Annotated in this window: 18 protein-coding genes and 1 riboswitch; of the genes, 16 read left to right on the top strand and 2 right to left on the bottom strand. The window is 71.2% G+C overall.

Annotated elements, in window-relative coordinates; genetic code table 11:
• Positions 1-130: 130 nt before the first annotated feature.
• Positions 131-1,912 carry an aminodeoxychorismate synthase component I gene (gene pabB / locus XF36_RS04505; RefSeq protein WP_060711005.1) on the top strand — a complete coding sequence of 594 codons (1,782 nt, stop codon included), beginning with the start codon at positions 131-133 and terminating at the stop codon, positions 1,910-1,912.
• 5 nt (positions 1,913-1,917) lie between these two features.
• Here pabB and XF36_RS04500 read toward each other — a convergent pair whose 3' ends face one another.
• A complete protein-coding gene (locus tag XF36_RS04500) occupies positions 1,918-3,342 on the bottom strand; it encodes a short-chain fatty acyl-CoA regulator family protein (protein ID WP_060711004.1) in 1,425 nt (474 codons plus the stop codon).
• Between the two features lie 212 nt (positions 3,343-3,554).
• On the opposite strand from XF36_RS04500, the gene aceA reads away from it, so the two are divergent.
• From aceA to XF36_RS04445, 11 genes are all read left to right on the top strand, one after another.
• Complete coding sequence (gene aceA / locus XF36_RS04495) at positions 3,555-4,847, top strand: isocitrate lyase (RefSeq protein ID WP_060711003.1); 1,293 nt, start codon at positions 3,555-3,557, stop codon at positions 4,845-4,847.
• A gap of 64 nt (positions 4,848-4,911) precedes the next feature.
• Positions 4,912-5,790, top strand: a complete 879-nt coding sequence (locus XF36_RS04490; RefSeq protein ID WP_168169457.1) for a 3-hydroxybutyryl-CoA dehydrogenase — start codon at positions 4,912-4,914, stop codon at positions 5,788-5,790.
• A gap of 24 nt (positions 5,791-5,814) precedes the next feature.
• Positions 5,815-6,573: an isocitrate lyase/phosphoenolpyruvate mutase family protein gene (locus tag XF36_RS04485; RefSeq protein WP_060711002.1), complete on the top strand. Its 759-nt coding sequence runs from the start codon at positions 5,815-5,817 to the stop codon at positions 6,571-6,573.
• Complete coding sequence (locus XF36_RS04480) at positions 6,570-7,724, top strand: bifunctional 2-methylcitrate synthase/citrate synthase (protein ID WP_060711001.1); 1,155 nt, start codon at positions 6,570-6,572, stop codon at positions 7,722-7,724. Before XF36_RS04485 ends, XF36_RS04480 begins: the two co-directional genes overlap by 4 nt.
• A 221-nt stretch (positions 7,725-7,945) precedes the next feature.
• Positions 7,946-9,157 carry an IS256 family transposase gene (locus XF36_RS04475; RefSeq protein WP_238589343.1) on the top strand — a complete coding sequence of 404 codons (1,212 nt, stop codon included), beginning with the start codon at positions 7,946-7,948 and terminating at the stop codon, positions 9,155-9,157.
• Positions 9,158-9,264: 107 nt separating this feature from the next.
• Positions 9,265-9,474: a CbtB domain-containing protein gene (locus XF36_RS04470; RefSeq protein ID WP_060711000.1), complete on the top strand. Its 210-nt coding sequence runs from the start codon at positions 9,265-9,267 to the stop codon at positions 9,472-9,474.
• 31 nt (positions 9,475-9,505) lie between these two features.
• On the top strand, positions 9,506-10,249 hold the full coding sequence (locus tag XF36_RS04465) for a CbtA family protein (RefSeq protein WP_060710999.1): 744 nt from the start codon (positions 9,506-9,508) through the stop codon (positions 10,247-10,249).
• A gap of 7 nt (positions 10,250-10,256) precedes the next feature.
• Positions 10,257-10,574 carry an ArsR/SmtB family transcription factor gene (locus XF36_RS04460; RefSeq protein WP_060710998.1) on the top strand — a complete coding sequence of 106 codons (318 nt, stop codon included), beginning with the start codon at positions 10,257-10,259 and terminating at the stop codon, positions 10,572-10,574.
• Positions 10,571-11,488, top strand: a complete 918-nt coding sequence (locus tag XF36_RS04455) for a hypothetical protein (RefSeq protein WP_060710997.1) — start codon at positions 10,571-10,573, stop codon at positions 11,486-11,488. The genes XF36_RS04460 and XF36_RS04455 overlap by 4 nt, the downstream gene beginning before the upstream one ends.
• Entirely contained in the window at positions 11,485-11,922 is a 438-nt protein-coding gene (locus XF36_RS04450; protein WP_060710996.1) for a hypothetical protein, read from the top strand. Before XF36_RS04455 ends, XF36_RS04450 begins: the two co-directional genes overlap by 4 nt.
• Complete coding sequence (locus tag XF36_RS04445) at positions 11,919-13,205, top strand: hypothetical protein (RefSeq protein ID WP_060710995.1); 1,287 nt, start codon at positions 11,919-11,921, stop codon at positions 13,203-13,205. Before XF36_RS04450 ends, XF36_RS04445 begins: the two co-directional genes overlap by 4 nt.
• Here the strand turns inward: XF36_RS04445 and XF36_RS04440 are convergent.
• Positions 13,168-13,746, bottom strand: a complete 579-nt coding sequence (locus XF36_RS04440) for a hypothetical protein (protein WP_145981256.1) — start codon at positions 13,744-13,746, stop codon at positions 13,168-13,170. The two genes, XF36_RS04445 and XF36_RS04440, sit on opposite strands and share 38 nt — an antisense overlap.
• Before the next feature lie 291 nt (positions 13,747-14,037).
• On the opposite strand from XF36_RS04440, the gene XF36_RS04435 reads away from it, so the two are divergent.
• The 4 genes from XF36_RS04435 to XF36_RS04420 all read left to right on the top strand — a co-directional run bounded on the left by XF36_RS04435 (position 14,038) and on the right by XF36_RS04420 (position 20,897).
• The gene (locus XF36_RS04435; protein WP_060710862.1) at positions 14,038-15,471 is read left to right on the top strand and encodes an IS1380 family transposase; all 1,434 of its coding nucleotides are present in this window, start codon (positions 14,038-14,040) and stop codon (positions 15,469-15,471) included.
• A 256-nt stretch (positions 15,472-15,727) separates the two neighbouring features.
• Positions 15,728-16,552 carry an amidohydrolase family protein gene (locus tag XF36_RS04430; protein ID WP_060710993.1) on the top strand — a complete coding sequence of 275 codons (825 nt, stop codon included), beginning with the start codon at positions 15,728-15,730 and terminating at the stop codon, positions 16,550-16,552.
• A gap of 71 nt (positions 16,553-16,623) precedes the next feature.
• A riboswitch (cobalamin riboswitch) is annotated at positions 16,624-16,830 on the top strand.
• A gap of 114 nt (positions 16,831-16,944) precedes the next feature.
• Entirely contained in the window at positions 16,945-19,830 is a 2,886-nt protein-coding gene (locus tag XF36_RS04425; RefSeq protein ID WP_082375158.1) for a ribonucleoside-diphosphate reductase subunit alpha, read from the top strand.
• Positions 19,827-20,897, top strand: coding sequence for a ribonucleotide-diphosphate reductase subunit beta (locus XF36_RS04420; RefSeq protein ID WP_082375157.1), 1,071 nt, complete (start codon positions 19,827-19,829; stop codon positions 20,895-20,897). The genes XF36_RS04425 and XF36_RS04420 overlap by 4 nt, the downstream gene beginning before the upstream one ends.
• The last annotated feature ends 5 nt before the right edge of the window (positions 20,898-20,902 follow it).

The following is a 20,902-nucleotide window of genomic DNA, read 5'->3' as shown; positions in this document are numbered from 1 at the left end:
TCGAGCGCAAGATCCACTGATCCGTCCGCTGGCCGCCTACGAGGGCGCGGAACGCCGCAAGGTCCCGGCGGCCTGCTGAGTGCCTCCGTCCGGCGGCGTGGCCCGGTCCGACCCAGGTGAGGATCACCGGATGAACGGCGACAACCGGGCCCGTCCGCGGTCTCCGTGGGCACGGTTCGACGACATGGTGGGCGGGACGGCGACCGCGTTCCACCGGGTCGAGGAGGAGCTTGTGGCCTGGCAGCCGTGCGACGTGGCCCGGGTCATGGAGCGGCTCGATGCCGTCACCGCATCGGGCCGATGGGCGTTCGGCTTCGTCACCTACGAGGCCGCGTCCGGACTCGGCACCGGGCTCCGCACCCGGAGTCCGGTGCCGGGACTGCCGCTGGCCTGGTTCGGCGTCGCCGAGCCGCGCCCGGCGCCCCCGCTGCAGGACGCCGACCCGCCGCCGGTGGACCTCGGCTGGCGACCGGAGTGGACCGCCGACCGACACCGCCGCGCCGTGGACGCGGTGCAGGAGAACATCGCGGCCGGCGAGACCTACCAGTGCAACCTGACCACCTCGCTTCGCGCGAGCGCACCCGCCGACCCCGAGCAGCTCTACCGGCAGATGGTCGTCAACCAGATCGGGCGCTACAACGCGCTGATCGACACCGGCCGGTTCGTCGTCGCCTCCGCGAGCCCGGAGCTGTTCTTCGAGGTCTCCGGGGACTGGATCACGATGCGGCCCATGAAGGGGACCGCACCGCGCGGACGCACCGGGGCCGAGGACGCCGAGGCCGTGGACCGTCTGCGGTCGAGCCCGAAGGAGCGCGCCGAGAACATCATGATCGTCGATCTGGTGCGCAACGACCTGGCGCGGATCGCAGTTCCCGGGACGGTCGCGGTGGCCGACCTGCTGCGGCCCGAGCGCTTCCCGACGGTGCACCAGCTGACGTCGACCGTGCGGGCCGAGCTCCCACCCGGCGTCGGCACGGCCGATCTCTTCCGTGCCCTGTTCCCGTGCGGCTCGGTCACGGGGGCGCCGAAGCGGCGCACGATGGAGATCATCCGCGAGCTGGAGGGCGACGCGCGCGGGGTCTACTGCGGCGCGGTCGGTGTCGTCGGACCACGGGACGCCCCGGTCCGGGCGCGGTTCTCCGTCGCGATCCGCAGCGCACTCGTCGACCGGGAGCGTGGTGTCGTCACCTACGGGACCGGCGGCGGGATCACCTGGGACTCGGCCCCGGCTGCCGAGTGGTCGGAGCTCCTGGTCAAGGCCAGGCTCCTGGATGAGGCACCGCGGGACTTCCACCTGATCGAGACGATGCGCCACGACCCCGGATCCGGGATCCATCTGCGCGACGATCACCTCGCGCGGATCGCCGCGTCCGCCCGCTACTTCGGGTTCCGCCACGACCCGGGCGCCGTGGCCCGCGAGCTCGACAGGCATCTGACCGGTGCCGGGCCCGCCCGCGTGCGGCTCTGCTGTCACCGCGACGGCACCGCGACGGTCGATGTGGGGCCGTTACCGCCCGCGACAGCGGGCCCCGTGCGGCTCGCGACGGATGACGAGCCGGTCGACACCTCGACGTGCTGGACCCGGCACAAGACCAGCCGTCGCGAGGTCTACGAAGTACGGCGCGCGCGTCATCCGGAGGCCGACGACGTCATCCTGATCGACGATGCGGGTGCGGTCGTCGAGACCGGCATCGCGACCCTCGCCGCACGGATCGAGGGGCGGTGGTGGACCCCGCCTGCGAGCGTCGGCTGCCTGCCGGGCATCGAGCGTGGCCACCGGATCCGGACCGGCACGCTGCGCGAGCGCCCGCTGGCCGTCGCCGACCTCGACCGGGCCGACGAGCTGGCCGTGCTCAGCTCATTACGGGGGTGGCGGCCCGCCGTGCTACTGCACCGTCCGGCAGTCCACTGATCCGCTCAGCCCGGCGGGGCCGGGTACGGCACGAACGTGCTGCGGTCCTCCACCACGGCCGGTGCCTGGTCCAGCCGGGGAAAAGCCCGCTGGGGACACTGCATCCGGGTGCACACCCGGCATCCGGCCCCGATCGGTGTGGCGGCGGCCGGCGTGTCCAGGTCCAGGCCGTCGGAGTAGACGAGGCGGTGCGCGTGGCGGACCTCGCAGCCCAGGGCGATCGCGAACGTCTTGCCCGGACGGCCCCACCGGCGCTGCGACCCGTTCACGGTCCGGGCGACCCACAGATAGCGGACCTCGTCCGGCATGGCCGCGACCTGCACGTCGATCTCCCCCGGCGAGGCGAACGCCCGATAGACGTTCCACAGGGGACACGTCCCTCCGCCGCGCGAGAAGTGGAAACCGGTCGCGGACTGGCGCTTGGACATGTTGCCGGCCCGGTCGACCCGGACGAACGAGAACGGGACCCCGGGCTCCGACGGCCGCTGCAGGGTGGACAAGCGGTGGCAGATCGTCTCGAAGCCCTGTCCGAAGTGGTCCGAGAGCCGCTCGACGTCGTAGCGGAACGCCTCGGCGGTGGCGCGGAAGTCGCCGTAGGGAAGCGTCAGGGCCGCCGCGAAGTAGCGGGCCAGCCCGATCCGGGTGAGCGTGTGCGTCCGATCGTCGGCGGGGTCCTCGGCGGCGAGCGCCTCGATGGTGTCCTCGTGCTCGAGATAGGCCAGCTGCGTCGCCATCCGGAACGCCTGCTGGCCCGCACGCAGCGTGGTTGACAGCCGCAGGACCCGGTTCACCCGGTCGTAGCGGTGCAGCTCGCCGGCGCCAGAGACGTCGTCGTCGAGGCCGGTGATGCTGACGCCGTGCGCGCTCCGCAGCCGCTCGGCCAGCGCGCGCCGGACCTCACCGCGACGCAGCCCGATCTCCTCCGACAGGGCCTCGGCGAGGTCGTCGAGCTCGGCGATGTGGTTGCGACGCCGGTAGAAGTAGTCGCGGACCTGCTCGTGCGGGGACGCGGTGCGCACCCGGTCGCTGCCGTCACGCGGCCCGTCCGACGCGGCGGCCAGGTGCTCGTCCGCCTTGCGCCACCGCCGGTACATCTCCAGCACCGCGTCGGCCACGGACGGCAGCTCGGAGGCGAGGCGCTCGATCTGCGCGGGCGGAACGGCTCCGGCCACCGACGACGTCTCGGCGAACACCTCGTGCAGCTCGGCCACCAGCCGCTCCGGGCGGCGTGCTGCGAAGAACGCCGCGTCGACGCCGAACACCTCGGTGATCCGCAGCAGTACCGGCACCGTCAACGGACGCGAGCCGTGCTCGATCTGGTTGAGATAGCTCGGGGATATCCCCAGCGTCCGGGCGAGTGCGGCCTGGCTCATCGACCGCGTCTCGCGCAGCGCGCGAAGCCGGGTTCCGGACACCCCTGACGAAGGCATGGGCGGGACCGTATCGAAGGCCCCCCTTCGCAAGATTCGCAGAACGGCGCCCGAAGATGCGCAGAAGTTGGCATCCGGCCACCGTCGCGCGATCTCCTCCGCGCTCCCGATGCTGCTCGCACCCCGTTGTACGACGCCGCGAACCCGGTCACCCCCGGGGGCGCGCGAGTGACGAGACGCACGACACGAGACTTCGCAGAGGAGCACGAGAGATGACCGGGAGCAGCCGGCAGGAGCGGATCGACGAGCTGGAGCAGCGGTGGGCGTCCGACCCCCGGTGGGCGGGCGTGCAGCGCACCCACTCGGCGGCCGACGTCGTGGCGCTGTCCGGCAGCGTCCGCGAGGAGAACACGCTGGCCCGGCTGGGGGCGGAACGGCTGTGGGCCCTCCTGCACAAACGGGACTACGTCCACGCGCTCGGCGCGCTGACCGGCAACCAGGCGGTGCAGAGCGTGCGGGCCGGCCTGGAGGCCATCTACCTGTCCGGGTGGCAGGTGGCGGCGGACGCGAACCTGGCCGGCCAGACCTACCCGGACCAGAGCCTGTACCCCGCCAACTCGGTGCCCGCCGTCGTCCGGAGGATCAACAACGCGCTGCTGCGCGCGGACCAGATCACCACGCTGGAGGGGCGGGAGGCGCAGGACCCGCACTGGTTGGCCCCGATCGTCGCCGACGCCGAGGCCGGCTTCGGCGGTCCGCTGAACGCGTTCGAGCTGATGAAGTCCATGATCGCCGCCGGTGCCGCGGGCGTGCACTGGGAGGACCAGCTCGCGTCCGAGAAGAAGTGCGGCCACCTCGGCGGCAAGGTGCTAATCCCGACGGGGCAGCACGTCCGCACGCTGAACGCGGCGCGTCTCGCCGCCGACATCGCCGACGTGCCGTCGCTGATCGTCGCCCGCACCGACGCGCAGGCCGCCACGCTCATCACGTCCGACGTGGACGAGCGGGACCAGCGTTACATCACCGGTGAGCGCACGGACGAGGGCTTCTTCCGCGTGTCGAACGGGATCGAGCCGTGCATCACGCGCGGGCTGGCCTACGCGCCGTACGCCGACCTGCTGTGGATGGAGACGTCGGTCCCTGATCTGGAGCTGGCGCGCAAGTACGCCGAGGCGATCAAGGGTGAGTTCCCGGACCAGATGCTGGCCTACAACTGCTCGCCGTCGTTCAACTGGCGAAAGCATCTCGACGACGACACGATCGCGCGCTTCCAGCGCGAGCTCGGAGCGATGGGCTACTCGTTCCAGTTCATCACCCTGGCCGGGTTCCACGCGCTGAACCACTCGATGTTCGACCTGGCGCGCGGATACGCGAACGACGGCATGACCTCCTACGTGGCGCTGCAGGAACGCGAGTTCGCCGCCGAGGCCGACGGCTACACGGCCGCCAAGCACCAGCGTGAGGTCGGAACCGGCTGGTTCGACGCCGTGTCGAACGCGATCAACCCCAACTCGTCGACGACGGCACTCGCCGGGTCGACCGAGGCCGAGCAGTTCCAGCACTAGGACATCCCCCGGGCCGGGCCGCCGGATCGGCGGCGCGGCTCCCCCCACAGCCCGGAGGAACCCCGTGAGCGAGATCGAGCGGATCGGCGTCGTCGGCGCCGGACAGATGGGCGCGGGCATCGCCGAAGTGTGCGCCCGCGCCGGGTGCGACGTCCTGGTCGTCGAGCAGGGACGGGAGGCGATGGATCGTGGACGGGCCGCGGTCCTCGGGTCACTCGACCGGGCCGAGCAGCGGGGCAGGCTCTCCGCGGCCGGGCACGAGGACGCCGTGGCCCGCCTCCGTTTCGCCGACGACCTCGGAGAGCTGGCCGACCGTCAGCTCGTCGTCGAGGCGGTGACCGAGGAGGAACTGGCGAAGTGCGAGGTGATCGCCGGCATCGACAAGGTGCTGGCCGACCCGTCGGGGATCATCGCGTCGAACACCAGTTCCATCCCGATCATGAGACTGGCCCAGGCCACCGACCGCCCGGGCCACGTGATCGGCCTGCACTTCTTCAACCCGGTCCCCGTCATGCCACTGGTCGAGGTGATCGCCTCGCCGACCACGTCACCGAGGACCCGGGACACCGTCGAGACGTTCGTGACCACGACACTCGGCAAGCAGACGATCCGGGCGGCCGACCGCTCGGGCTTCATCGTGAACGCACTGCTCGTGCCGTACCTGCTCGGCGCGATCCGCATGGTCGAGACCGGACGGGCGACCCCCGCCGACGTCGACACCGGGATGAAGGCGGGCTGCGCCCACCCGATGGGCCCGCTGGAGCTGGCCGACCTGATCGGGCTGGACACCGTCGCCGCGATCGCGGAGTCGATGTACGCCGAGGACCGTGAGCCGCTGTTCGCGCCCCCGCCGCTGCTGCGCCGGATGGTGCAGGCGGGCCTGCTCGGCCGCAAGACCGGTCGCGGGTTCCACGGCTACCCCACGCAACGGGTGGCGTCGTGACCCGGGGGCCGGCGCGGGGGCGACATGCTCTCCGGTGACGTCGACCCGGTCCGCCTGCGGCTGGGGCTCCGGGCGTCGCTGACACGGCGGCCCGACGACCGCCCGCTGCGCTTCCAGGCCGTGCTCACGCCGTCGGACGCCGTGCTCGCGGCGGCGCGGGGTCTCGACGGGGTCCACCTCTCGTGGGCCGCCCTCGCCGCCGGCGCGGAGACGCCCGACGAGCTCGCGGGGCATACGGCCCGGATCGCGCGGGCCGCGCCCCTTCCGGTGCTGGTCGACGTCGGGCCGCCGGATGCCGGGGGCGACCCGCGCACGACGGTCGAGGCGTTCGAGCGGGCGGGGGCCGCGGGCATCCACGTCGACGACCGTCCCGTCGCGGGTGATCCCGCCAGCTCCTCGACCGACGACGTCGTCGCGTGCATCGGGGCCGCGGCCGGGGCCCGCCGGGACGAGCACTTCCTGATCGGCGTCCGTGTGGTCGCCCCGGCGGACGGCCGCCTCGTCGACACGATCGACCGGGCCCGGGCCTGCGCGGACGCCGGCGCCGACATCGTCGTCGTCGACGAACCCGAGACGACCGCGTCCTACCTCGCGTTCCGGGCAGCACTGGACGTGCCGCTGCTGGCCGACACCAAAGCGGTCCAGCACGGAACCGGCCTGCCGACGCTCGACCAGCTCGCCCGCATCGGCATGGACGCCGTGATCCACCCGTCCACGTCGCCACGGTCGCCCGTGGTGACCGGCCGCCGGTCCGCCGGCCTCGTTCTCCAGGAGTACCGATGACCGAGAATCCGAACCGTGGGCTGGTCGACGTCGTCGCCGACGCGACCACCGTCTCCGACGTCGACCCGGCTCACAACGTGCTGCTCTACCGCGGATACTCCGCGCGCGACCTCGCCCGGGGGCACTCGTTCCTGGACGTCGTGCACCTGCTCCTGGTCGGCGAGCTGCCCGCCCCGGTCGAGCTCGCCGAGCTCGACCGCGCGGTGCGCGCGCTGCGCGGCATCGACCCGGCGCTGGAGGCGCTGCTCGCCTCGCTGCCGCTGGACTGCCATCCGATGGACGTGCTGCGGACCGCCGTGAGCTGGCTCGGCGCGTGCGACCCGACGAGCGCCGACCCGTCGCCGGAGGCCGGCGCGGAGAAGGCGGTCCGCCTGCTCGCGGTGCTCCCGACGATCATCGCGTCCGACCAGCGGCGGCGGCGCGGGCAGGCCCCGATCGCCCCGCGCGACGACCTCGGCTTCGTCGAGAACTTCTTCCACATGACGTTCGGCGAGGTCCCCGAGGCCGACGTCGTGCGCGCGTTCGAGGTCTCGCTGATCCTGTTCGCCGAGCACAGCTTCAACGCCTCGACGTTCGCCGCCCGGGTGGTCACGTCGACCCGGTCGGACCTGCACAGCGCCGTCGTCGCCGGCATCGGGGCGCTGAAGGGTGCGCTGCACGGCGGGGCCAACCAGGCCGTCATGGAGCAGTTCGTCGAGATCGGCGACCCGGACGACGTCGACGAGTGGCTCGCCGCACGTCTCCCCCAGGGTCACAAGGTGATGGGGTTCGGACATCGGGTGTACAAGCGGGGCGACTCGCGCGTCCCCACACTGCACGCGCACCTGCGCCGGGTCGTGGAACTGCGCGACGGACGCGAGCTGCTCGGCTTCTACGAGGTGCTCGCCGGCGCGATGCTGCGCGAGAAGGGCCTGCGCCCGAACCTCGACTACACCTCCGGCCCGCTCTACCACCTGATGGGCTTCGACACCTGCATGTTCACCCCGCTGTTCGTCATGGCACGGATCAGCGGCTGGGCCGCCCACGTGATCGAGCAGGCGTCGGACAACGTCCTCATCCGTCCGGTCGCGGTGTACGCGGGCAAGGCGATGCGAGACGTCCCCACCGTCGACGACCGGCTCCCGCGCACCCTCGGCGGTACCCGATCCTGAGGATTGACACGGCTCGGACGACCACGCATCCTTCGTCTGACCAATTCTTCATATGTTCTGATCTGGGACTGTTTCAAGATCGGTGTTTTCGGCCCGACACGCCGGGCTGAGGTCCGGCGAGATGGGCACGGACAGTGATGACATCGGACCTTGTGGATCCAAGCGAGGGTGACCCGAAGCCTGCTCGGCAGGCGTCGGCGGAGCGGGCCGCTGCGGCGGCGATGGTGGCCGAGGCGAAGGCGCGCGGGCTGGCGTTGACCGGCCCGGACGGCCTGTTGAAGCTCTTTACCAAGAATGTTCTGGAAACGGCGCTGAACGAGGAGATGACCGAGCACCTCGGGCACGACAAGAACCGGGCCGACCCCGGCCGGGAATCCACCAACGTGCGGAACGGGTCCCGCTCGAAGACGGTTCTCTCGGATGCCGCGGGTGACGTGGAGATCGACGTTCCGAGAGACAGGGCCAGCACTTTCGAGCCGCAGATCGTGAAGAAGCGTCAGCGGCGCCTCACAGATGTCGACGAGGTCGTACTGTCGCTGTATGCGAAAGGGATGACGACCGGGGAGGTTTCCGCACATTTCGCTGACATCTATGGGGCGTCAGTATCGAAGGAGACGGTCTCGCGGATCACCGACAAGGTCGTCGCCGAGATGAATGACTGGGTTGGTCGGCCGTTGGATTCGGTGTACGCCGCGGTGTTCATCGACGCTGTCCACGTCAAGGTCCGGGACGGGCAGGTCGCCAACCGGCCGGTCTACGCAGCCATCGGCGTCACCGTGGACGGCTGCAAGGACGTGCTGGGGCTGTGGATGGGCGTCGGCAGTGAGGGCGCGAAGTTCTGGATGAGCGTGCTGGTCGACCTGAAGAACCGCGGCGTGCGTGACGTGCTGTTCCTGGTCTGCGACGGCCTCAAAGGACTCCCGGAGGTCGTGGCCAACGTGTGGCCGCAAACCATTGTCCAAACCTGCGTCGTGCACCTGATCCGAAACACTTTCCGGCTGGTGGGTCGACAGGACTGGGACGCGGTGAAGCGCGACATCAAACCAATCTATGCCGCGCCCAACCCGAATGCAGCACTTATCGCTATGGATGAGCTCGACGAGAAATGGGGCCGTAAGTACGCGGCGATGATCCGGCTATGGCGCAACGCGTGGGAAGAGTTCGTGCCGTTCTTGGACTACGACGTCGAGATTCGAAGGGTGATCTGCTCTACGAATGCGATCGAATCGCTTAACGCCCGCTACCGGCGCGCGGTGCGGGCGCGTGGTCATTTCCCCACTGAGCAGGCTGCGATGAAATGCTTGTATCTTGTGACTCGCAGCCTGGACCCGACCGGGACGGGCCGCACGAGGTGGACGATGCGTTGGAAGCCCGTGATCAACGCGTTCGCCATCACGTTCGGTGACCGCTGGCCGGGAGCCGAGACCTACTGAGCAACGACGCCGAAACACCGATCACGAGACAGGCCCATCACGCGGTCAATCCGCAGCTCCGTGAATCACCAGGGTTAGGAGACACGCCCTAGGTTCCGGAGAAGCTCGTGACCCAGGCCGCCATCCCCTCCACCCCGTCCATCCCGGTCGTCGGGCTCCGCGAGCTGCTGCCGTGGGCGGTGTTCGCCGGTGTGATCCTGCTGGCACTGCTCTACCTGGTCGGCATGGATCAGGGCGCCACGTCGGTGTTCTCCGGCGAAATGATCCACGAGTTCGTCCACGACGGCCGCCACATGCTCGCCTTCCCCTGCCACTAGACCGACGCACGAACAGGAGAATCGGACCGACATGGTCAGGACGTTGCTGATCCGCGGCATGCTCGCCGGCGCCGCCGCGGCGGTCTTCGCGTGGGTGTTCGCCTATCTGGTCGGCGAGCCCGCCCTCGACGGCGGCATCGCCTACGAGGACATGCTCGCCGCCGCATCCGGCGAGGCCGCCGAGGAACCGATGGTCAGCCGCACGGTCCAGAGCACGATCGGGCTCGGCGTCGGGATCCTGATCTACGGTCTTGCCATCGGCGGGATCTTCGCGCTGGTGTACGCCGCGGTGTACGGGCGGATCGGGCGCCTGACCCCGCGTGCCACCTCGGCCGTGCTGGCGCTGGTCGGGTTCCTGGTCGTGATCCTCGTACCGTTCCTAAAGTACCCGGCCAACCCGCCGGCCTCCAGCGCGGACGACACGATCGGCCTGCGGACCGGCACCTACGTCCTGATGGTGGCGTTCTCGGTGGTGGTCGCCGTCGCGGCGGCGGCGATCGGGCGGCGTCTGGTCGCACGGTTCGGCTCCTGGAACGGCGTCCTGCTCGCCGGGCTCGGCTACGTCGTGGTGATCAGCGTTATCGGCGCGCTGCTGCCCACGATCGCCGAGACCCCGGCGGACTTCCCCGCCGTCGTCCTCTACGACTTCCGGTTGGCCTCGCTGGGCATCCACCTCGTGTTGTGGATGGTGATCGGCCTGCTGTTCGGTGCCCTCGTCGACGGCAGCGTGCGACGCGCCGGCGCGGTGGCCCGGGAGCGCGCCACGAGCGTCTGACCCCGGCGTGGCTCACCCGGAGTACGTGCACGAGTGGTCGGACCGGTTCGCGATGCTGGGCGATCCGAGTCGGCTCAGCCTCCTGCTGCTCATGCACCGGCGGGGGCCGATCGCGGTCAACGACCTCTCGCAGGCGACCGGCCTCAAGCCCACCACCGTGTCGCAGGCGCTGCGGGTGCTGCGGTTCCAGCACATCGTCGCGATGGTGCCCGAGGGTCGGTCGCACCTCTACCGCGTGATCGACGAGAGCACCGCCGCCTTGCTCGACCATCTTCCCGACCACCACCTGCCCGACCACCCGGCGACCGTCGAGAACGGACGATGACCCGAGCGCTCCGCCTGCTGGCCTGCGTCGCGACCCTGCTCCTGGTCGGCGCGGGGACGGCGTTCGCGCACAGCGACGGGTTGTCGGCCGAGGCATTCCTCCCACGGGTTGTGGCCGTCGAGCCACCGGTCCCGGGGCTGTCGGTCGCCGCGGTCGAGGGCGGGGCACGGCTCGGCGTCGTCAACGCGACCGGGATACCGGTACGGGTCCTCCCGCCGGACGGTCTCGCGCTCGCGGAGGAGCCGACCGTGCCGCCGGGTGAGCGCGGACACTGGGCGGACCGACGGGTGGCCGCGGCGTCCGCCGAGCGTCCGGCCGACGGCCGGGCCGCGGCCTGGTCGGTCCCGTTGCTCGTCGGGTCCGACCGTGTCGAGGTCCGCGGGGAGACGACCTGGCCGGCTCCCCCGTCGACCGCCGGCTGGTGGTCGCTCACGCTCGCGCTCGCCGTGGGCGCCGCCGCGCTCGGTTCGGCGGCGGTACGCCGGGCCGCGCTCGCCCCGGCCGTCGGAGCGGTCGCGGTCCTCGCGGTCGCCGCGCACGTGGTGCACGCGCTGGGATCGGCGCTGGTGCCGGTGGACGAGCCGTACTGGCCGACCGTGCTCGGGACGGCCGGGATCGGGCTCGGCGCATGGGCGGCGGTCCTGGTCGGGGCGGTCCTGACGCTGTGGCGCACACCGTGGGGGCTGCTGCTCTGCTCGGTCGGGGGCACGATCCTGGCCCTGGTGACGGCGTTCGACACGAGCAGCTTCGCCCGGGCCGTCCTCCCTTACGGCTGGCCGCCGACCGTGGACCGGGTGTCCACCGCACTGGCCGTCGGGATCGGTGCCGGCCTGTTCCTGACCGGCTTCGCGGTCCTGCGGGCCATGACCCCCGACGACGACCTGTCCCTGCGACCGATCGAGGACCCCCGTTGACCCCGCCCGTTCCCCGGCCGTCGCGTTCCGTCCGCGCGGCGGTCCTCGCCGTCGCCGGCAGCCTCACCGTCCTGACGGGAGCGGGGTGCGCCGCCGCTCCGGCCCCGGCGGCCGCGACGTCCGCCGCCGCGCCGTCGACCCCCGCCACGACGTCCGCGGTCCCGCAGCCGGAGGCCCGCGTCGTCCGGATCGCGTACAGCGGAGGGCGGGCGAGCGGCGACACCGGCACCGTCTCCGTCACCCGGGGCGAGACGGTGCGGCTCGAGGTGACGAGCGACGTCGCCGAGGAGGCGCACCTGCACGGCTACGACCGTGAGGTCCGGCTCGCGCCCGGTGTCCCGGCGACGATCGACCTCACCGCCGACATTCCGGGCGAGTTCGAGTTCGAGCTGCACTCCTCGGGCGCGCAGCTCGCCACGCTCCAGGTGCGGTGAACGCTCTCGCCCACGGCGTCGGGACCCGCGGCGACCTCCCGGTTCCCGCCCAGTACGCCGCCCTCGCCGGCGCCGTCGTCCTGGTCGCGACGTTCGCCCTGCTCGGGGCGACCTGGCGCACCCCACGGCTGCACGGCGCCGACGGCGGACGACCGTTGCCGCGCCCGGTGGCGTCGGCACTGAGCTCCGCGGTGCTGCGCGGGGTCCTGCGCGCGGTGGTCAGCGCACTCGCGCTCGGCGTCGTCGTGGTCGGCTTCGCCGGTCCGGCCGAGACGCCGGACAACCTCGCGCCGTGGGTCCTGTACGTGACGTTCTGGGTCGGGCTCGTGCCGGCGAGCCTGCTGCTCGGGCCGGTGTGGCGGGTCGTGAACCCGCTGCGTGCCCTGCACGCGATCGTCGCGCGGCTGGCGCGGGTCGACCGGGAGCGAGGGGTGCGGGATCTGCCCGACCGGGTCGGTCTGTGGCCCGCCGCGGTGTCGCTGGCCGCGTTCGGGTGGCTGGAGCTGGTGCATCCCGACCCGTCGGATCCTCGCGTCGTGGCGTGGGTCCTCACCGGGTACGCGGTGCTCCAGACCGGCGCGGCGTTCGTGTTCGGCGCGCGGTGGTTCGATCGTGGTGACGGCTTCGAGGTCTGGTCCGAGCTGCTGGGGTCGCTCGCGCCGGTCGGGCGCCGTGCCGACGACGTCATGGTGCTGCGTAACCCGCTCGACGGGCTGGAGGCCGTCCGCCCGCGCCCCGGCCTCGTCGCGGTGGTCCTCGTCCTCATCGGGATCACCGGCTTCGACGGTCTGTCCCGCTCGTCGCTGTGGTCGGAGGCGGTTCCGCAGTCACCGGTCTGGGGCACGGTCGGGCTGGTCGCCGTGCTCGTCGCGGTCGTCGCGCTGTACCTCGCGGGGACGTGGCGGGGTCGTTCCGCGGTGCCGGTGACGTTCGCCCATACGCTGGTACCCATCGCCGCCGGCTACGCCGTCGCCCACTACTTCTCCCTGCTGGTCTTCGACGGCCAGCTGCCGTTCGTGCTGGTCAGTGACCCGTTCGGAACGGGCGCCGATCTGTTCGGGACCGCCGGACGCGCCGTCGACTACACCGTCGTCGGAGTGGGTGCGATCGCCGCCGTGCAGCTGGGCGCGATCGTCGCGGGACACGTCGTGGCCGCGGTCGCCGCCCACGAACGGGCCCTGCGGCGGTTCCCGGCCGGAGTCGCGCTGCGCGTCCAGTACCCGATGCTGGCGTCGATGGTGATGCTCACGTTCGGTGCGGTCGCCCTCGTCCTGGCTCCGTGAGCGGACCGCGGGACGCCCCTCGGCGGTCCGCGACGGTGGCGGCCGGGTGCCGGGGAGCGAGCAGGACGGCTCCGGCACCGTCCCGGTCTGCGGCGGCGACCACCCATCCCCTGCGTCGCAACCACGGCCCGGCACCGGCGAGGTCGCGACCGCACAGGTCTGTCCACCCGCCGCGCGGGCGGGCCGGTGTGAGCACGGCGTCGACGACGACGGACCCGACACCCGACGAGCGGTGTCCGACGGACACGGCAACACCGGCGAGCTCGGGGCAGCCCGCGAGCCACTCCTGGTAGCGGTCCGGGCCCAGCGCCCGCAGGCCGGGCGACGCGCGAACCGGCCGTTCCGCCGGTGAGTGCCGGGTCAGGGCGCACCCGACGACCTCACCTCGCACGGACGCGGTCGCCAGCGTCGAACCGGAACGGAACGCCGCCGGGTCCCAGACGTCGCCGAGCAGGTCGGAGACGGCGCAGCGGACATCGGCGTCCAGATACGGCACCGACACGTCGGCGTACACGACGACGTCGAGAGCCCTCCGCACCACGTCCCGACCGTACATATTCTCAACTGAAGAAGCTAGCAAGCATTATAGTCAACGTGATTCACTGAGCCTTTTTCAACCTGACCAGCGAGCTTCTGCGTCAGGAGATCGCGAAGGTTGCAGCGCAACTGCTCTGACCCGAATCCGCGAGTAGCGCTGGTGTCCGGACTGGGGAGATGGCGATAGGTGCCCGCTGACCTGCGATGATCGTGTTTGCGACGACACGACATTGCGGGTTGAGAGGACACCTATCAGGTGCGAACAGTACGCAAGCGACGCCCGCGGTGTGCGCGGGTGCGTCTCGGCGCGCCGGACGCGGCGCTGACCAGGTTCTCCGGGCTGGCCGCGGTGACCGAACTGATCGACCGGCTCGGGATCATCGACAAGCTCGACGCCGCGGTCGGGCCCATCAAGGACCGCGACCGCGGGTGCAGCGCCGGGCAGATGCTGGTCGGCATGTCGGCGGCGCAGCTGTGCGGGGAGGACTTCCTGGTCGGGCTGGACCGGCACCGCGCCGACACCGCCGGGCAGGCACTCACGCCGGTGCCGGGGTTGGCGTCCACGACCGCCGCCGGGCTCGCGCGCAAGTTCATCGAGGGGCAGTGGGCGGCGGTGGAGACCGGGCTCGGTGACGTGCACACCACCGCGCTGGACCTGCTCGCCCAGGTCGACCCGGACCGGGCCGAGCAGCTGACGGCGGACGTGACGATCGATCTGGACACCACCGATGTCGAGGTTTACGGCCGGCTCAAGCAGGGCGTGGCGTTCAACCACCAAGGCCAGCGGGTCGCCCGCCCGCACGTCGCGACCTGGGCCGACACCGCGGTGGTGCTGGCCGCTGACCTCGGTTCGGGCCGGGATGACCCCCGCGCCACCAGCGCCGAGCTGTTCTACCGGGCGCTGGCCGCGCTCCCCGCGCAGGCGCGGGCGGGGCGAGTCCGCGTGCGTGCGGACGCGGGCTACTTCGCCGGGCAGCTCGCCCGCGCAGCCCTGTTCGTCGGCGTGGAGTTCGCCATCGGCGCCCGACGCATCGCGCCGCTGTGGCGCATCCTCGACGGCGTCGCGGCCGACGGGTGGACCGACGCGATCGACATGACCGGCGCGCAGGTCGCGGTGGCCGACTATTGCCCGAACTGGTGGCCCGCAGCGACCCAGCTGCTGATCCGTCGGGTCCGGCTCGACCTGGACCACGGCCAGGTCTCCGGTGACCCGCGAGCGCGGCGCCGACGCACCCTGCACCCCGCCCAGCGGGCGCTCCCGCTCGACGACCTCGCTACGGTGGCCAAGGTCGACGGGGTGTTCGCCTACTCGTTCATCGTGACCAACCTCGACGTCTCCACACCTGCCGCAGCCGCGCAGGCCGAGTACTGGTACCGCCACCGCACGAAGGTGGAGAACCTGTTCCGCGACACCAAGCACGGCGCCGCGCTGCGCCACCTCCCCTCCGGACACCTCGCGGTGAACCGAGCCTGGATGTGGGGCGCACTCCTGGCCGCCACCACCAGCGGGTGGCTGCACCACCTCACCGCCCGCACCCGCGACGGGCGCCTGGTCGGGCACGGCGTCCGCGGCGGCCAGGCCATGATCGCCACCCTGCGCCGGCGGCTGATCACCATCCCCGCCCGCCTCGTGCGCCACGCCCGCGGCCTCACCCTGCGCCTACCACCCGGCGAGCACCTACTCGCCGAGGTCCTCGCCCGCGTCCGCGCCCTGCCCGCTCCGTCCTGACCCGGCCGCACCGGCCCCGACCAGCACAGGAACCCGCCACCCGAGGCGACACTCGGGCCGCCCGCTTGCCCACCACCCAACTCCCGACCCAAGCAACATCAACTTTGGCCGACCAAGATCAGCTCATAGCCTACTCGCGGATTCGGGTCTGACCACAGCTGCACAGGTCACCGGCTCGCCAGCTCGGCGTCTGCACCCACACAACCAGGCCCCTGAGCTGCCGGAACGGCAGGTTGAAAAAGGCTCACTATGAGATATGAGCGCGAGCCCCCATGACGCCCACCGCCACCTCGGAGTCCTCCCGTCGTACCCGTTCTACGGCGGGCCGCCGGTCAACCCCGACATCTCCGCTCGGGCAACCGTCCGGATGCTGCAGGACGACCTCGACGCGGAGGGCACCGAGCTCGCACTCGCCATCCCGAACTACGGGGTCCCGGACGCGTCGGCATCGTTCGCCCTGAACGAGCTCTGCCTGGAGGCCGCAGCCACCGACGAGCGGATCCGCGCCGGGATCTGGGCCTCACCGCGGCCGCAGGACGCCGAGATGACGACGTCCGCGCTCGCGCTCGCCCGCGAACCCGGCGTGAAGGCAATCAAGATCAGCTTCCTGCTCGGTGGCCGGGCGTCCGACGAGGCCTGCCGGCCGCAGCTGGACCAGATCTTCGCGACCGCCCGCGAGCTCGACCTCACGGTGCACGTCCACACCTCGCCCGGCGGCGCGTCCGACGTGGACGAGATCGGCAACCTCGTGGACTGGTACGCCGACGACGTGCGCCTGCACCTCGTGCATCTCGGCGGTGGGATGAGCGGGCACATCAAGCTGATCGGCAGCCGGTTCTTCGACTGGATCGAGGCGGGGAAGAAGGTCTACACGGACACGAGCTGGGCGATCGGCTTCGCACCGCGCTGGATGGCCGCCGAGATCGAGCGGCGTGGCATCGGCGCCGACCGCCTGCTGTTCGCCAGTGACGAGCCGTGGGGCGACCGGGCGGGCGAGCTCGCGCGGATGACGGCGGCGACCGGCGACGGCGAGCTCGCGCGTACGGTTCTGCGGGGCAACGCCGAGGCTCTCTACGGCTGAGGTCCTTGGTGCTCACTGCAGGTGACACGCCCGAGGTGTAGGGGTATCGAATGCGCACCTGCCCCAGATGTAGTGTCCGCTGCGCTGGTGGTTCACCGGTCCGCACGGGCCGGTGAGGCAAGAGGGAACCCGGTGCGAGTCCGGGACTGCCCCGCAGCGGTGAGTGGGAACGACCGCCGTCACAGGCACTGGGAGCACACGCTCCTGGGAAGCGACGGCCAGTAGGAACGAGTACGGCGCCCGCGAGTCCGAAGACCTGCCACCGGTGCGCGCACCGTCGGTGCGCGCCGCTCCGGGGCCCCGAGGGAGGGCACCAGGGCCGGTCGCGCCCGCGTGTCCGCCCATCCTCCCCACCGGTCGTGGAGCGACGGTGACTCGCGAGGAGAGGGTCCGTGACCGCTACCACCGCTCCCCCAGCCTTACCCGAATCGATATCCCGGGCGACGCTGCGGGTGATCCGCCGCGACGGCTCCGAGACGGAGTTCGACGCGTCGAAGATCTCACTGGCCATGTCCAAGGCGTTCCTGGCCGAGGACGCCACCATGAGCTCGTCGCGGCTGCGCCACCTGGTCGGCGAGCTGACCGACCAGGTCGTCGCGGCACTGGGACGGCACCCGACGCCGGCCGTGCACGTCGAGCAGATCCAGGACCAGGTCGAGCTGGCGCTGATGCGCGGCGAGCACCACAAGGTCGCACGCTCCTATGTGCTCTACCGCGACGAGCACGCCCGGGCCCGCGGCGAGGGTGGGGAAGCCCCCGCCGCATCGGCCGCCACCGTGCACGTCACCCAGCCGGACGGCACGCGCGTCCAACTGGACCGCGGTCGCGTCCGGACCGTGCTCGACGAGGCCGTCACCGGCATCGCCGACGTCTCCGCCGACCCGGTCCTCGACGAGCTCGACCGCACGGTCTACGACGGCATCACCGCCGACGAGGTGGCCCAGGCACTCGTGATGGCGGCGCGCACGCTCGTCGAGCGCGAACCCGACTACTCGCTGGTCGCCTCCCGGCTGCTGATGGACCGGTTGCGCGCCGAGGCCGTGTCACACCTCGCCGGCACCGGGCAGGCCCCGGACCAGGCAACGATGGCAGATCGGTACCCGTCCTACTTCCGGGACTACCTGAGGCACGCGATCGCGACCGGTCTCGTCGACCCGGAGCTCGCCACGTTCGACCTGGATCGGGTCAGCGCGGCGCTGCGCCCGGAGCGTGATCTGCAGATCGGCTTCCTCGGCCTGCAGACGCTCTACGACCGCTACTTCCTACACGAGCGCGGCACCCGCTTCGAGCTACCGCAGGCGTTCTTCCTGCGCGTCGCGATGGGCCTCGCGGCCCGCGAGATCGACCGCGAGGCCCGGGCGGTCGAGTTCTACGAGCTGCTGTCCTCGTTCGATTTCATGGCGTCGACGCCGACGCTGTTCAACTCGGGGACGACGCGACCGCAGCTCTCGTCGTGTTTCCTCACCACCGTCGACGACGACCTGAACTCGATCTTCCAGGGCTACCGGAACAACGCGCTGCTGGCCAAGTACTCGGGCGGGCTGGGCAACGACTGGACCCCGGTCCGCGGGCTCGGCGCGCACATCCGCGGCACGAACGGCGTCTCCCAGGGCGTCGTCCCGTTCCTCAAGATCGCCGGCGACACCGCCGTCGCGGTCAACCAGGGCGGCAAGCGCAAGGGCGCGGCCTGCGCATACCTGGAGACGTGGCACGTCGACGTCGAGGAGTTCCTCGACCTGCGCAAGAACACCGGCGACGACCGGCGCCGCACCCACGACATGAACACCGCGAACTGGGTGCCGGACGAGTTCCTCCGCCGCGTCGAGGCCGACGAGAGCTGGACGCTGTTCTCCCCGGACGAGGTGCCGGACCTGCACGACCTCTACGGGAACGCGTTCGCGGCCCGCTACAACGAGTACGAGGCGGCCGCCGGGCGCGGCGAGATCGCGGTGCACCGGACGGTGCGGGCGGTCGATCTGTGGCGGCGAATGCTGACCATGCTGTTCGAGACCGGACACCCCTGGATCACGTTCAAGGACCCGTGCAACCTGCGCAGCCCGCAGCAGCACGCGGGCGTCGTGCACTCGTCAAACCTGTGCACCGAGATCACGCTGAACACAGACGCCGACGCCGAGAATGGCGAGGTGGCGGTCTGCGACCTCGGATCGGTCAACCTCGCCGCACACGTGACGGCGGACGGGCTGGACGCGGAGAAGCTGCGCCGCACCGTCACCACGGCCGTGCGGATGCTCGACAACGTCGTGGACATCAACTTCTACACGATCCCCGAGGCCCGGCGGTCCAACCTGCGCCACCGGCCCGTCGGGCTCGGACTGATGGGGTTCTCCGATGCCCTGTTCGTGCAGCGGATCGCGCCGGGCAGCGACGCCGCGGTCTCGTTCGCGGACACCAGCGCCGAGGCGCTGAGCTTCCACGCCATCTCGGCGTCGTCGGACCTGGCGCTCGAACGCGGCCGCTACGCCAGCTTCGACGGGTCGCTGTGGAGCCGCGGGATCCTGCCGATCGACTCCCTGGAGCTGCTCGCGCAGGCGCGCGGCGCAACCGAGCTCGACGTCGACCGGTCGTCCACCTTGGACTGGTCCGCGCTGCGGGAGAAGGTCGCCGCGCAGGGCATGCGCAACTCCAACGTGCTGGCGATCGCGCCCACCGCGACGATCTCCAACATCTGCGGGGTCGGACAGTCGATCGAGCCGATCCACCTCAACCTCTACGTGAAGTCCAACATGTCCGGCGACTTCACGGTGATCAACCCGCACCTGGTCCGCGACCTCAAGGAACGCGGGCTGTGGGACGAGGTGATGGTCGCGGACCTGAAGTACTTCGACGGGTCGCTGGCCGAGATCGACCGTGTACCGGACGACCTGAAGGACCTCTACGCGACGGCGTTCGAGATCGACCCGCACCGGCTGGTCGAGGCCGCCGCACGCCGGCAGAAGTGGCTGGACCAGGCCCAGTCGCTGAATCTCTACCTCGCCGGTCCCAGCGGGCGCGCGCTCGACGAGCTCTACCGCCTGGCTTGGCGCAGCGGGCTGAAGACGACGTACTACCTGCGCACCCGGGCCGCGACGTCGGTGGAGAAGTCCACGCTCAGGGGCACCGACGGCCGGCTCACGGGCGTTCCGACGGCGCCGGCCGCCGCCCCCGCTGCCGTCGTCTCGGTGCCAGCCGGCTCCCCCGCCGCGACCGTCGCCGCCCCCGATCTCGACCCCGGCCGCGCGTGCCGGATCGACGACCCCGACTGCGAGGCCTGCCAGTGACGACCACCTCGGAGAACACCACCGGGCTCGGCGAGATCGAACGCGGCGCCGCGCCCGTCAACGCCGACGACAAGCGCATGATCAACGCCCGCTCGGACGTCAACCAGTTGCTCCCGCTGAAGTACCACTGGGCCTGGGACAAGTACCTGGCCGGCTGTGCGAACCACTGGATGCCGACCGAGGTCGCCATGCAGGCCGACATCGCGCTGTGGCGCACCCCCGGCGCGCTGACCGACGACGAGCGGCTGATGCTGGTGCGCAACCTCGGCTTCTTCGCCACAGCGGAGTCCCTGGTCGCCAACAACATCGTGCTCGCCGTGTACCGGCACCTGACGAACCCCGAATGCCGCCAGTACCTGCTGCGCCAGTCGTTCGAGGAGGCCGTGCACACGCACACGTTCCAGTACGTGTGCGAGAGCCTCGGCCTGGACGAGGGCGAGCTGTTCAACGCCTACCGGCAGATCCCGTCGATCACCGACAAGGACGCGTGGGCGCTGCGCCACACCCGGGCACTCTCCGACCCGGACTTCGTCACCGGCACCCCGGAGGCGGACCGCGCGTTCCTGCGCGACCTCGTCGCCTTCTACGTGGTGTTCGAGGGCATGTGGTTCTACACCGGATTCACCCAGATCCTGGCCCTGGGCAGGCGGAACAAGATGGTCGGCGTCGCCGAGCAGTACCAGTACATCCTGCGCGACGAGTCGATCCACCTGAACTTCGGCATCGACTGCATCAACCAGATCAAGATCGAGAACCCGCACCTCTGGACGCCGGAGTTCGTCGCCGAGATCCGGGAGATGTTGCACGAGGCCTACGAGCTGGAGGTCGCCTACGCCCGCGACACGATGCCCCGCGGGATGTTGGGGCTGACGGCCGAGTCGTGCGCGCAGTACCTGCGGTTCATCACCGACCGCCGGGCCGAGCAGATCGGGCTCGTTCCGTTGTTCGGGCAGACCGACAACCCGTTCGGCTGGATGAGCGAGTCGATGGACCTGCGCAAGGAGAAGAACTTCTTCGAGACGCGGGTGACCGAGTACCGCACCGGCGGCTCGCTGGAGTGGGACTAGTACTC

It is taken from the genome of Pseudonocardia sp. HH130629-09, assembly GCF_001294645.1.
Lineage (GTDB): Bacteria > Actinomycetota > Actinomycetes > Mycobacteriales > Pseudonocardiaceae > Pseudonocardia.
This window is presented reverse-complemented; position numbering and strand designations above follow the sequence as displayed.